Origin of the sequence: Myxococcus sp. CA056 (assembly GCF_013336715.1) — a bacterium.
Lineage (GTDB): Bacteria > Myxococcota > Myxococcia > Myxococcales > Myxococcaceae > Myxococcus > Myxococcus llanfairpwllgwyngyllgogerychwyrndrobwllllantysiliogogogochensis.
In genome coordinates this window covers 662,427-675,186 of the sequence record NZ_JABUMT010000003.1, presented here as the reverse complement: position 1 = coordinate 675,186, position 12,760 = coordinate 662,427, and the positions used below count along the sequence as shown (strand labels likewise).

Sequence of the window (12,760 nt, the reverse complement as noted above, 5' to 3'; positions counted from 1 at the left end):
GCCACCTCGGTACTGCCTGGCGAAACCGCCGGGCTGAACCCGAGAGAAAAGGGCTGGCCTGCTCGCCACTCCTCCTATGATGCGGCGCTTCATAGCTTGCCAAGGATGGGCCGACTCTCCGCTCGACGGACGTGAGGCCCTTCGCGCATCTGGGAGGTCATCGATGGCCGCAGTGAACGAGCCCGCCGCGTCGAAGGAAATTCCCACCGGAGGGGCCTTCCTCTTCCAGGAGGTCGGCACCTCCCGCTTCGTCACGCCGGAGACCTTCACCGAGGAGCAACGCCTCTTCTTCCGCACGGCGCTCCAGTTCAGCCGCGAGCAGGTGCTGCCCCAGGCGGTTCGAATCGAGCACAAGGACAACGTGCTCTTGCGCGAGTTGCTGCGCCACGCGGGAGAGCTGGGTCTGCTCAGCGTGGACATCCCGGAGGCCTACGGCGGCACGGGCCTGGACAAGACCACGTCGCTCCTGCTCGCGGAGGCGATGAGCCTCAACGGCTCCTGGTCCGTGACGTTCGGCGCGCACACGGGCATCGGCTCGCTGCCCATCGTCTGGTTCGGCAACGCCGCGCAGAAGGCGAAGTACCTGCCCAAGCTGGGCACCGGCGAGTGGGTGGCGGCGTACGCCCTCACGGAGCAGGGCAGCGGCAGTGACGCGCTGGGCGCGAAGACGAAGGCGGTGCGCTCGCCGGACGGCAAGCACTGGATTCTCAACGGCTCCAAGCTCTACATCACCAACGCGGCGTTCGCGGATGTGTTCATCGTCTTCGCCAAGGTGGACGGCGACAAGTTCACCGGCTTCATCGTGGAGAAGGACACTCCGGGCCTCACGGTGGGGCCCGAGGAGCACAAGATGGGCATCCGTGGCTCGTCCACGTGCCCGCTCTACTTCGAGGACGCGCGCGTCCCGGCGGAGAACCTGCTGGGCGAGGTGGGCAAGGGTCACAAGATTGCCTTCAACATCCTCAACTACGGCCGGTTGAAGCTGGGCGCGGGCGTGCTCGGGGGCATGAAGCTCCAGCTCGGCAACGCGCTGCGCTTCGTGCAGGAGCGCAAGCAGTTCGGCACGCCCATCGTCCGCTTCCCGCTGTCGCGCGAGAAGCTGGCGCGCATGGCCGCGCTCATCTACGCGTTGGAGAGCATGACCTACCGCACCACGGGCCTCGTCGACGCGCGCCTCGCCGCTCGCGACAAGTCCGCCCCCGGGTACGAGGGGCATCTCCTGGCCGCCGTGGAGGAGTACGCCATCGAGTCCTCCATCATGAAGGTCTACGGCTCGGAGGCCCTGGGGCAGGTGGTGGACGACGCGGTGCAGTTGCACGGCGGCGCGGGCTACATCGAGGAGTACCCCGTCGAGCGCGCCTACCGCGACGCGCGCATCAACCGCATCTTCGAGGGCACCAACGAAATCAACCGCATGCTCATCACCGGCATGCTCATCAAGCGCGCGGTGAAGGGTGACCTGCCGCTGTTCGCCATGGCGGGCAACGTGGCGGAGGAGCTGTCGCGAGGCGAGAAGCCCCGGGCCCGGACCGACGACGCGCTGGCCCCGCAGGAAGTGGCCGCCGAGGTCGCCAAGCGCCTGGCCCTCCACGGCCTGCGCGTGGCGGCGGAGACGTTCGGTCCGGAGCTGGAGCAGCACCAGGAGGTGCTCGCCTCGCTCTCCGACGTGGTGATGGACGCCTTCGCCCTGGACTCGCTGGTGACGCGCACCCGACAGGCGGCGTCCGGCGGAACGTTGGATCCGGTGCGGCTGGCGCTGGTGCGCCTGTTCGCGCTCGACAGCATCCCCCGCGCCTACGACAGGACGCGCCGCGCGCTGTGCGCGACGCTCCAGGGTGACGCGCTGGACAAGGAGCTGAAGCGGCTGGCCACGCAGGACATCTTCACGCCCTACAACCCCGCGGAGCTGCGCGAGACGGTGATGGCCGCCATCGAGTCCGCCGGCGGCTACCCCTTCACGGAGTAGCCAGGCGCCGTCACGGCATCCGCGTCACGGCGTCCATGCCAAAGCTCACCCGCGCCTTCCAGGGCGCGGGGGGCAGCGACTCCAGCGCGAGCAGCGCGTCCAGCCGCTGCTGCATGGGCGCCCGCAGCCGGCCGAACGTGGCGCCGAAGCCCGGCGTCGCCTCGGTGGCGTTCTTCCGGGGCACCGACGACGTCCACACCACCTCGCCGTGCAGGAGCAGCGAGCCGCCCGTCAAATCCATCTCCAGCAGGAAGGGCGTGCCCACGCGCACGTGGCGGGGCAGGGTGGGCGCCATGACCTCCAGCCCCACGCCGCCTCGGGAGATGTCCCGGACCAGGAACGTCGGCGACAGGGGCGTGGCCTCCACCGCGCGCAGGTGCAGCGGGAGCCGGGGAAAGCGCCGCAGCCCCTCCTGCTCCTGGGCGGCGAAGATCCGCTTGAGCACGGCGTCCAGCGCGGTGCGGTCCTCGCTGGCGCCATAACGCACGGTGACCAGGTAGTTGCGCTCCTCGCGGGGCTCCACCTGCACGACTTCGCCCAAGACCTCCACGGGCCGGGGTACCCCTCCGGCATGCAGCTCGAAAGTGAAGCGAGTCCCCAGCGGGAGGCTGCGCCGCGTCTGGAGCGTGGCGCCACCTTGACCCACGCTGCGCGTGTACTCCCCCACCAGGGACTGCGGGCTCTTGTAGGCCACCTTCAGTCGCACGTTCGTGTTCACGGAGCCGTCACTCTGCGCTCTTCCCGGAGGGAGCTCAAGTTTGCCCCCTCCCCACGGGTAGGGCGCCGCGGCGCGCCAAACACCTGACCTTCCAGGTGTGACGGATTGTCTGGATGTCGGGAACCCACTGGCGGCGTGTTCCAACCTGTTGCGCTTTCTTGACCCCCCCTGGGGGGCCGCGTATGAATGCCGCCCGGTAGTGGCAAGAAGTGGGAAGGAGTGGAGCTTCATCCCCTGAAGGGCTGAAAAGGTGGATCGTCCCCCGTGTTCCGAGGCGTCTATGAGCACCAGATCGACGCGAAGGGGCGGACCAGCCTCCCGGCGAAGCTCCGGGAGACCTTGGTGGGGGCCTATGACGAGCGGCTCATCATCACCACGGCCCTGGACCGGTGCCTCCACGCGTACCCGGTGCGGGAGTGGGAGGCGCTCGAGGCGTCCCTCGCGCGGCGCAATCCGATGGAGCCCGGGGTGAAGACGCTGATGCGCCTGTACGTGGCGAGCGCTCAGGAGTGCCCGTTGGACCGGCTGGGGCGGCTGCTGATTCCGCCGTCGCTGCGGACGTACGCGGGGCTGGAGAAGGACGTGGTGTGGGCGGGGATGGTGAAGGTGATCGAGCTTTGGAGCCGCGAGGGTTGGGCGAAGGCCCAGGAAGAGGCCCGCCAGGAAGCGGCCTCCGCGGACGTGATGAAGGTGCTTTCCGAGCTGCGGCACCAATAGCCGGAAAGTCGACAAAAGGTCGGAGTCCCGAGAGGGTGGCACGCGTATGAATCAGGTTCTGGAGGTCCGGCGGAGGGCGACGAGCGCACTGGCGGGTGCCGAGCGCGTGGAGACGCTCATGCTGGAGGGCGAGCTGAGCGAGCAGGACCTGCTGAAGCTGTGCGACGAACTCACCCAGCGCATGCACCGGGGCCTGCGTCAGGTGGTGCTGGACCTGTCCGAGGTAGGGCACCTCAACTACCGGGGCGTCAAACCGCTGATGGCCCGCGCCGAGGCGTTCCGCCGCACGGGTGGAGACCTGAAGCTGTCTGGACTGTCGCCGTACCTGGCCGCCATCTTCCGCGCGGCCGGCGCGCACGACACGTTTGAAATCTACCCGCACATGAACGACGCCCGCGCCGCGTTTTCACTCGCGCGGGCTCCCTTCGTCTGACCGCGTGGGGGACTTGGACTTCCAGCATCAGACCGTCCTTCTGCGTGAAGCGGTGGAGCTGCTGCGAGCCGGAGCAGGCAAGGTGATCATCGACGGCACACTCGGGGGTGGTGGCCACACGGAGGCGCTCCTTGCTCAGGGCGCGTCCGTGGTGGGCGTGGACCGCGACCCGGTGGCGCTCGCCGCCGCCTCCGCCCGCCTGGGGCCCAACCCCCGCTTCCAGGGCCGCGCCGGCAACTTCGCGGACCTGCCCCGCGTGGCCGCGGAGCTGCTGCCGGTGGATGGCGTGCTGGTGGACCTGGGGGTCTCCTCCCCGCAGCTGGATGTGGCCGAGCGCGGCTTCTCCTTCATGAAGGACGGCCCGCTGGACATGCGCATGGGCCCGGACGGCCCCACCGCCGCGGAGCTCATCGCGTCCACGGACGAGTCGGAGCTGGCGCTCATCCTCAAGGAGTACGGCGAGGAGCCCTTTGCCCGGCCCATCGCCCGCGAGCTCAAGCGCGCGCTTCCCACGCGCACACTGGAGGCCGCCGAGGTGGTGAAGCGCGCGGTGCCCCGCAAGGCGTGGCCTACGCGGATCCACGTCGCCACCCGGACCTTCCAGGCGCTGCGCATGGCGGTGAACCAGGAGCTGGAGGCGCTGGACTCGCTCCTGGCCGCGCTGCCGTCGCTCCTCAAGGTCGGTGGCCGCGCCGCGGTCATCTCCTTCCACTCGCTGGAGGACCGCAAGGTGAAGGAGGGCTTCCGCACGCTGGAGGGCCGCTGCACCTGTCCTCCGGGCCTTCCCATCTGCGTCTGCTCCAGCGTGGGCAACTTCAGCGTGGTGACGAAGAAGGCCGTGGCCGCCTCGGACGAAGAGATTTCGGCCAACCCCCGCTCTCGAAGCGCGCACCTGCGCGTGGTGGAGAAAGTGCGATGAGCAAGGCGTCGTCCTCCCAGCGTGGCTCCGTGTCGTTGACGGGGGTGCTGTTGCACCTGTTGCCCGCCGTCCTCCTGTTCTCCCTCTTCGCCGCGGTGGGCATGCTCCATGTCACCAGCCGGGTGATGGTGGTGGACATGGGCTACCGGCTGTCCCGCGCGGAGGCGGAGAGCCGCTCGCTGACGCGGGACAATGACCGACTCAAGCTGGAGCTGGCCACGCTCAAGGCGCCGGGCCGGCTGGAGCGCGTGGCGCGCGAGCAGCTCGGCATGACGATGCCCGCTGGCAGCGCGGTGGTGTCGCTGTCCTCGGAGAAGCCGGCTCGAGGCAGCGCTTCCGCGTCCGCTCCGTCCCCGTCTCAAGACAAGCCCGGCGTACGCGTGGCGGGCCGTGGAGGTTCGGGCCGGTGAGGGATTTCAAGGCGACACGGGCCCCGGAGTCCAACGCGAAGGGACTGAAGCTGCGTGTGCAGCTCCTGTTCAGTCTCTTCCTGTTGCTCCTGGGTGTCGCCTTCGGTCGGGCCGTGCAGTTGCAGGTCTTCGAGCAGGAGAAGCTGCGCGGAATGGCGCAGGACCAGTACGTCCGCCAGATTGAGATTCCCGCCCGTCGCGGCGACATCTTCGACCGTCGCGGCACGCCTCTGGCACAGAGCGTGGAGGTGGACTCCATCTGGGTGGATCCATCGATGCTGCCCGACGTGCGTCAGGCCTCGCGCTCGCTGGCCAAGGCGCTGAAGGTGGACGCGGACGAGCTGGGCGCCAGGCTGGCGCGCTCCAAGCGCTTCGCCTGGGTGAAGCGTCAGGCCAAGCCCCAGGAAGTCGCCGCGGTGAAGGCGCTGGGCCTGCCCGGCATGGGCTTCACCAAGGAGCCCAAGCGCTTCTATCCGCAGCGCGAGCTGGGCGCCCACGTGGTGGGCATGGTGGGCATGGACGGCAAGGGCCTGGAGGGCCTGGAGCTGGCCTTCGAGGACGAGCTGTCCGGGCAGAACTCCCGCATGTCGGGCTTCCGCGACGCCAAGGGCCGCAAGCTGCTGGTGCAGGGCGCGTTGGATCCGCTGGAGCGACAGGGCGCCGCCGTCACGCTGACCCTGGACAGGCATCTGCAGTACGTGGCGGAGAAGTCGTTGGCCAAGGCCGTGGAGGAGGCCAAGGGCATCGCCGGCATGGTGGTGGCGTTGGATCCGAAGACGGGGGAGCTGCTGGCGCTGGCCAACCACCCCCGCTTCAACCCGAACACTCCGGAGAGCATCGCTCGCGGAACGGTGCGCAACCGAGGCGCGTTGGACACCTTCGAGCCCGGCTCCACCACCAAGCCCTTCGTGGTGGCCACGGCGCTGGAGGAGAAGTCCGTCACCGAGGAGAGCGTCTTCTTCTGCGAGAACGGCGCCTGGCGCGTGGGCCGCCACACCATCAACGACACGCACTCCTACGGGTGGCTGGCGCCCAGGGGCATCCTCCAGGTCTCCTCCAACATCTGCATGGCGAAGATGGCCCAGGTGCTGGGCCGCGAGAAGATGGTGGCCGGCTACCATGCCTTCGGCTTCGCCGAGCGCACGGGCCTGGCCCTGCCGGGCGAGGGCCGGGGTGTCATCCCGTTCCCCAAGGCGGAGGTCTCCCTGGCCACCCAGTCATTCGGACAGGGCATGACGGCCACCGCCGTGCAGATTGCGGCGGCCTATGGTGCGCTGGCCAACGATGGCGTGCTGATGCGTCCCTACCTCGTGTCGAAGGTGGTGGACCCCGACGGGGTGGTGCTGCTTGAAAACCGTCCCACCGAGGTCCGCCGGGCGGTTTCCGCGAAGGTGGCCCGGCAGGTGGTGGGCATGCTCGAAAGCGTGGTGGTCAAGGGAGGTACCGCGCCCAAGGCCGCCATGGAGGAGTACCGGGTCGCCGGCAAGACGGGAACCGCCCAGAAGGCGGATCCAGTGGCCCGGGGCTACTCGGACAAGCGGATTGCCTCCTTTGTCGGCATGGTGCCGGCCGAGGATCCGCGCATTGTCATCCTCGTGGTGGTGGACGAACCCAAGACAGACGTGTACGGGGGGCTCGTGGCTGCCCCTGCTTTCAAGGAAATTGCGACCGCTGCCATGGCCCACCTGGCCGTGCCCCCGTCTCGGACGGTGGCACCCGGGGTGGCCATGGCCGCCGCAACCCCCGTGCCTGTCGCGGCGAAGCCGGTGGCGAAGGCCACCGAGCCCGCTCGGCCGGTGTTGGAGGAGGCGGTTTCGGAGAGCCCTGAGGCCGGCACGGTGCGTGTGCCGGACGTCCAGGGCGCCGGAGGTCGTGAGGCCGTGGTGAAGCTGCTCGCCGCGGCACTCGAGCCACAGGTGATGGGCAGTGGACGTGTGGTGTCTCAAACCCCCGCCGCCGGCTCACTGGTGGAGAAGGGGGCCCGGGTGACGCTGGAGCTCGCGACGCGGCAATGAGGCCGCGCTCGTTCCAGGCCCCGCGCTTGCAATTCGTGTGAAGGGGAAGAGATGAAGCTGACGGATGTCCTCGCAGGGTGTGGTGCCGAGCAGACCTCGGGTGGTCGTTCCGCGGTCGACGTCACCGGTGTGACCCAGGACTCGCGGCATGTGAAGCCTGGCGACTTGTTCATCGCCATTCCCGGCACCAAGGAGGATGGTGCCCAGTTCATCGGGGAGGCCGTGTCACGCGGAGCCGTGGCGGTGGTCTCCGAGAAGCCGGTGCCTTCCTCGCAGGTGCCCTTCTTCAAGGTGGGCAGCGCGCGCAAGGCGCTGGCCCTCATCGCCGCGAACTTCCATGGCCGGCCGGCCGACAAGCTGACGTTGCTGGCGGTCACCGGCACCAACGGAAAGACGACGACGTCGTTCCTGTTGGAGGCGATGAGCGCGGCGGCCTACGTGTCCACGGGTGTCATTGGCACGCTGGGCTACAAGTTCGGGGGCAAGACGGTCGAGACGGCCAACACGACGCCGGATCCGCTGGAGCTGCACCGCATCTTCCGGGAGATGGTGGACGCGGGTGTGGAGACGGTGGTGATGGAGGTGTCCAGCCACGCGCTCGCGCAGGAGCGCGTGCACGGGCTGACCTTCAAGGCCGCGGGCTTCAGCAACCTGAGCCGCGACCACCTCGACTACCACAAGGACATGGAGGACTACTTCCAGGCGAAGCGGAAGCTCTTCGCGGAGAACCTGTCCTCCACGGGCGTGGCCGTCGTGAATGGCGACGACACGTATGCCAGCCGCATCTACAACGAGCAGCGCGGCCAGAAGCGGATGGCGTGGAAGTTCAGCCGCACCGGCAACGGTGAGATTTCGGCCTCGGACGTCACCTTCACGCTGGCCGGCATCACCGGCACGCTGAAGACGCCCTCGGGCGACATCGCGCTGAAGAGCAAGCTCTTGGGCCCCCACAACCTGGAGAACATCCTCCTGGCGGTGGGCATCGGCATCGGCGCGGGCTTCTCGCGCAGCGACGTGAAGGTCGGCATCGAGCGGATGACGCCCGTGGCCGGCCGCATGGAGCGCGTGGAGAACTACGGCCCCGCGGGGGCGCCCGCCGTGTTCGTGGACTACGCGCACACCGACGACGCGCTCAAGCGCGCGCTGGAGGCTGCGCGCACGATGGCCAAGGGCCGCGTCATCACGGTCTTCGGCTGCGGAGGAGACCGGGACAAGGGCAAGCGTCCGTTGATGGGCGCGGTGGCCGCGGAGGCCGCGGACCTGACGGTCATCACCAGCGACAACCCGCGCACGGAGGACCCGGAGGAGATCATCAGCCAGGTGACGTCGGGCGTGGAGAAGGGCGGCCTGCGCCGCATCTCCGCGAACAAGGCGAAGTCGGGCGAGAAGGGCTACCTCGTCGAGGCGGACCGTCGCACCGCCATCGAGCAGGCCATTGCACTGGCGAGCGCGGACGACGTCGTCCTCATCGCTGGCAAGGGCCACGAGACCTACCAGCAGGTGGGCAAGGAGAAGCTCAGCTTCGATGACCGCCAGGCCGCCGCCAAGGCACTGGCGAGCCGCACCGCCGGCTGAGAAGGCTCGCGGACGGGACGCCCCACACCCCTATGGCAGCTCGATTCAGCGACGAAGAGGTGGTGCAGGCGACGGGGGCGACCCGGCTCGGAAGTCCCGGGCCGGCCGCCTTCGAGGCCGTCTGCACCGACACGAGGGCACTCACCCCGGGGTGCCTCTTCGTGGCGCTGGTGGGTGAGCGCTTCGACGCCCACGCGTTCGTGGACGTCGCGGCCAGGGGTGGGGCGGCCGGCGCGGTGGTGGGGCGGGGCCGTGCCCTGCCCGCGCTGCCCGCCGGTTTCACGCTCTACGAAGTCGACGACACGCTGATGGCGTTGGGGGCCCTGGGCCGCCACCACCGTCAGCGCTTCCGCATTCCCATCTGCGCGGTGGGCGGCTCCAACGGGAAGACGACCACCAAGGAGATGGTGGGCGCCATCCTCGCCACGCGGGGCCCGGCGCTGAAGACGGAAGGCAACTTCAACAACGAGGTGGGCGTCCCCCTGACGCTGTTCCGGCTGGAGCCCCAGCACGTGGCGGCGGTCATCGAGGTGGGGATGAACCGGCCCGGCGAAATCCAGCGGCTCACCCGCGTGGTGCGGCCGGACGCGGGCGTCATCACCGTCGTCCAGCCCGAGCACCTGGAGGGGCTGGGCAGCCTTCAGGGCGTGGCGGACGCGGAAGGGGAGATGTTCCAGGAGATGGGGCACGGGACGACGATTGTCGTCAACGCCGATGACCCGCTCATCCCCGCGCAAGCCGAGCGCAGTGAAGCGAACCGGCTGACCTTCGGCCGCGCGGAAGACGCGGATGTGAGGCTGGTGTCGGTGGAGACGAAGGGCCGCGACGGCATGGTGGCCACGGTGCGCCACCTGGGCCGCGAGTGGCCGGTGCGGCTGGGCTTCATCGGTCCGCACAACGCGCAGAACGCGACGGCGGCCTTCGCGGTGGCGCTGGCGCTGGGCTACACGGCGGAGGAGTGCGTGAAGGGGCTGGAGGCGGCGAAGCCGTACGCGCGGCGCCTCAACGTGGTGGACGGGTTGGGGGGCGTGACGGTGATTGACGACTGCTACAACGCCAACCCCGCCTCCATGGACGCGGCGCTGGAGACGCTGGGCACGCTGGTGACGCCTGGGGGCCGCGCGGTGGCGGTGCTGGGCGACATGCTGGAATTGGGCCCGGGCGAGCTGGAAGAGCACGCGCGGCTGGGCGGGCAGGTCGCGAGCAAGGCGGCGCTGGTGGCCTTCTTCGGCCCGCGCTCCGCGGAAGGGTTCAAGCACGCGGGGCTGGGTGGGTCCGCGGCGCATTTCACGGAGGTGGAGCCCCTGGTGGCGTGGTTGACGCCGAGGCTGCGCCCCCACGACGTGGTGCTGGTGAAGGCGAGCCGCGGAATGCGGCTGGAGCGGGTGGTGGCCGCATTGACGGGCACGACCGCGTCCTCCGGAGGAAACCACTAGTGCTGTATCTGCTCTACGAGCTCATCCAGAACACGGAAGCGGGGCGGGTTCTCAACTTCCTGCGCTACCCCACCTTCCGCATCATCGCCGCCGGGGTCTTCGCGCTCGTGCTGGGCATGTTGATTGGGCCGCGCCTCATCGCGAGGCTGCGCCTGAAGCAGCACGGACAGAGCAACGTCCGCGAGGACACGCCGGACTCGCATCAGAAGAAGAAGGGCACGCCCACCATGGGTGGCGCGCTCATCCTCATCTGCATCGCCGCGGGCACGCTGCTGTTCGCGGACCTGAAGAGCCGCGCCGTCTGGGTGGTGCTGCTCCTGACGTTCGGCTACGGCTTCATCGGCTTCCTGGACGACTGGCTCAAGCTGTCCAAGCGCAACTCCAAGGGCCTGGCGGGGCGCAAGAAGATGGTGCTGCAGACCGTCTTCTTCCTCATCGCCGTCTTCGGCCTGCTGACGACGTGGACGCAGCCGGACGGCTCGTTCGGCCCCACGCTGCTCATCAACACGCGGCTGACGCTGCCCTTCATTCCGTCCCACTGGTTCAACCTGGACCTGGGCTGGTTCTACGTCGTCTTCGCCTGGATTGTCATCGTGGGCACGTCCAACGCGGTGAACCTCACCGACGGCCTGGATGGGCTCGCGATTGTCCCCACCATCGTCTCCGCGATTACCTTCGCGGTGCTCTGCTACGTCGCGGGCACCACGCTGAGCATCGCGGACTCGGTGACGGTGGGCGGCACGACGAAGCTGGTGGCCACGCCGCTGTGGCAATACCTGGGCATCCTCCAGGTGCCGGGCGGCGCGGAGCTGGCCGTGTTCTGCGCGGCCATCGTCGGCGCGGGCATCTCCTTTCTCTGGTTCAACACGTATCCGGCCTCCGTGTTCATGGGGGACATCGGCTCGCTGGCGCTGGGTGGCGCCCTGGGCGGGCTGGCGGTGCTGTCCAAGAACGAGGTCGTCTCCGCCATCATCCACGGCATCTTCTTCGCGGAGGCGCTGAGCGTGATGATTCAGGTGGCCTCCTTCAAGATGACCGGCAAGCGCGTGTTCAAGATGGCGCCGGTGCACCACCACTTCGAGCTCAAGGGCCTGGCCGAGCCGAAGATCATCGTCCGTTTCTGGATCGTCTCCATCCTCTGTGGTGGCGTGGCGCTCCTGTCGCTCAAGCTGCGCTGATTCTCCCGAGGGGTGGAACATCCATGACGTTCGCGCTGTCCGGGCAGAAGGTGCTGGTGTACGGGCTGGCGAAGAGCGGCGTGGCGGCGCTGCGCTTGTTGTGCCAGCGGGGCGCGCGCGTGACGGCGCTGGACGCCCGGAGCGAGGACGCGCTGGGTGACGTGGCTCGCGAGGTGAAGTCGCTGGGCGCCACGCTCGTCACCGACCCCGCGACGCCGGGCCTCTTGGAGTCGCAGTCGCTGGTGGTGGTGAGCCCGGGCGTGCCGCTGGCGCTGCCGGAGCTGCGCGCCGCCGCCGCCGCGGGCGTTCCCATCTGGGGCGAGGTGGAGCTGGCGTGGCGCTTCCTGGAGTCGGTGCCGCTGTTCGGCATCACCGGCACCAACGGGAAGAGCACCACCACGGCGCTCACCGGAGAGCTGTTCGTCCAGGGAAAGAAGCGCACGTTCGTCGGTGGCAACCTGGGCCGGCCCTTCAGCGAGGCCGCGCTGTCCCCTGGAGACTGGGATGCGCTGGTGGTGGAGCTGTCCAGCTTCCAGCTCGAGGGCATCCAGACGCTGCGCCCGCGCGGCGCCGCCATCCTCAACCTCACGGCGGACCACATCGACCGGTACGCGGACCATGGGGCGTACGGCGAGGCCAAGGCCCGCATCTTCCACCACCAGCGAGAGGGCGACTTCGCGGTGGTGAACGCGGACGACGCGGACGTGCTCGCGCTGGCGTGCCAGGCGCGGGTACCCGTGTACGGCTTCAGCGTCACGGGCAAGCCGGTGGCGGACGCACCGACGCTGGCGGGGCTCGCGGTGGCGGAGGCGGGCGGCTTCCGGCTGGATTTCCAGGGGGAGAAGTACCGGCTCTCCAACCGCGCGCTCAGAGGCGCCCACAACGCGCAGAACGCGATGGCGGCCACGCTGCTGGCGCGGCTGGGCGGCGTCCCGGCCGAGGCGGTGCAGGCGGGACTGGACAGCTACCCGGGCCTGCCGCACCGGCTGGAGAGCGTACGGGTGTTGGACGGGGTGGAGTGGGTGAACGATTCGAAGGCCACGAACGTGGACTCCGTGCTGGTGGCGCTGCGCGCGTTCCAGGGCGGGCTGTGGCTGATTGCCGGTGGCAAGGGCAAGGGCGCGCCGTATGCGCCCATGGTGGAAGAGGGGCGGGGCAAGGTGAAGGGCGTGCTGACCATCGGCGCGGACTCGGACCTGCTCGCCCGGGCGTACGAGGGGCAGGCGGCGGTGCATGCGTGCGGCACGCTGGCGGCGGCGGTAGCGAAGGCGCGTGAGCTGTCGAAGTCAGGTGACACGGTGCTGCTGTCGCCCGCGTGTGCGTCGTACGATCAGTTCAAGAACTTCGAGGACCGGGGCGACAGTTTCAAGCGCCTGGTCGGAGCGCTGTGACG

The 12,760-nt window shown here is 69.2% G+C and carries 11 protein-coding genes; 10 read left to right on the top strand and 1 reads right to left on the bottom strand.

Annotated elements, in window-relative coordinates:
* Positions 1 to 163 precede the first annotated feature (163 nt).
* Positions 164 to 1,966 (top strand): acyl-CoA dehydrogenase family protein, encoded by a 1,803-nt coding sequence (locus HUA76_RS17215; protein WP_141648207.1) that lies wholly within the window; start codon positions 164 to 166, stop codon positions 1,964 to 1,966.
* A 10-nt stretch (positions 1,967 to 1,976) separates the two neighbouring features.
* Here HUA76_RS17215 and HUA76_RS17210 read toward each other — a convergent pair whose 3' ends face one another.
* Positions 1,977 to 2,684, bottom strand: coding sequence for a PilZ domain-containing protein (locus HUA76_RS17210; RefSeq protein ID WP_141648206.1), 708 nt, complete (start codon positions 2,682 to 2,684; stop codon positions 1,977 to 1,979).
* A gap of 264 nt (positions 2,685 to 2,948) precedes the next feature.
* Here HUA76_RS17210 and mraZ point away from each other — a divergent pair, with 264 nt between their 5' ends.
* From mraZ to murD, 9 genes are read left to right on the top strand one after another with little or no spacing between them, the layout of a single operon-like run.
* Positions 2,949 to 3,401, top strand: coding sequence for a division/cell wall cluster transcriptional repressor MraZ (gene mraZ, locus HUA76_RS17205; RefSeq protein WP_141648205.1), 453 nt, complete (start codon positions 2,949 to 2,951; stop codon positions 3,399 to 3,401).
* A gap of 46 nt (positions 3,402 to 3,447) precedes the next feature.
* Complete coding sequence (locus tag HUA76_RS17200) at positions 3,448 to 3,834, top strand: STAS domain-containing protein (RefSeq protein WP_141648204.1); 387 nt, start codon at positions 3,448 to 3,450, stop codon at positions 3,832 to 3,834.
* A 4-nt stretch (positions 3,835 to 3,838) separates the two neighbouring features.
* Entirely contained in the window at positions 3,839 to 4,753 is a 915-nt protein-coding gene (gene rsmH, locus HUA76_RS17195) for a 16S rRNA (cytosine(1402)-N(4))-methyltransferase RsmH (protein WP_141648203.1), read from the top strand.
* The gene (locus HUA76_RS17190) at positions 4,750 to 5,163 is read left to right on the top strand and encodes a cell division protein FtsL (protein WP_141648202.1); all 414 of its coding nucleotides are present in this window, start codon (positions 4,750 to 4,752) and stop codon (positions 5,161 to 5,163) included. Before rsmH ends, HUA76_RS17190 begins: the two co-directional genes overlap by 4 nt.
* Positions 5,160 to 7,178, top strand: coding sequence for a penicillin-binding protein (locus HUA76_RS17185; protein WP_174461488.1), 2,019 nt, complete (start codon positions 5,160 to 5,162; stop codon positions 7,176 to 7,178). The genes HUA76_RS17190 and HUA76_RS17185 overlap by 4 nt, the downstream gene beginning before the upstream one ends.
* A 51-nt stretch (positions 7,179 to 7,229) precedes the next feature.
* Positions 7,230 to 8,753 carry a UDP-N-acetylmuramoyl-L-alanyl-D-glutamate--2,6-diaminopimelate ligase gene (locus tag HUA76_RS17180; protein WP_174461487.1) on the top strand — a complete coding sequence of 508 codons (1,524 nt, stop codon included), beginning with the start codon at positions 7,230 to 7,232 and terminating at the stop codon, positions 8,751 to 8,753.
* Between the two features lie 32 nt (positions 8,754 to 8,785).
* Positions 8,786 to 10,189 carry a UDP-N-acetylmuramoyl-tripeptide--D-alanyl-D-alanine ligase gene (gene murF / locus HUA76_RS17175; RefSeq protein WP_174453136.1) on the top strand — a complete coding sequence of 468 codons (1,404 nt, stop codon included), beginning with the start codon at positions 8,786 to 8,788 and terminating at the stop codon, positions 10,187 to 10,189.
* Positions 10,189 to 11,367: a phospho-N-acetylmuramoyl-pentapeptide-transferase gene (gene mraY, locus HUA76_RS17170; protein ID WP_141648328.1), complete on the top strand. Its 1,179-nt coding sequence runs from the start codon at positions 10,189 to 10,191 to the stop codon at positions 11,365 to 11,367. The genes murF and mraY overlap by 1 nt, the downstream gene beginning before the upstream one ends.
* A gap of 23 nt (positions 11,368 to 11,390) precedes the next feature.
* On the top strand, positions 11,391 to 12,758 hold the full coding sequence (gene murD / locus HUA76_RS17165) for a UDP-N-acetylmuramoyl-L-alanine--D-glutamate ligase (protein WP_174461486.1): 1,368 nt from the start codon (positions 11,391 to 11,393) through the stop codon (positions 12,756 to 12,758).
* Positions 12,759 to 12,760: the final 2 nt, after the last annotated feature.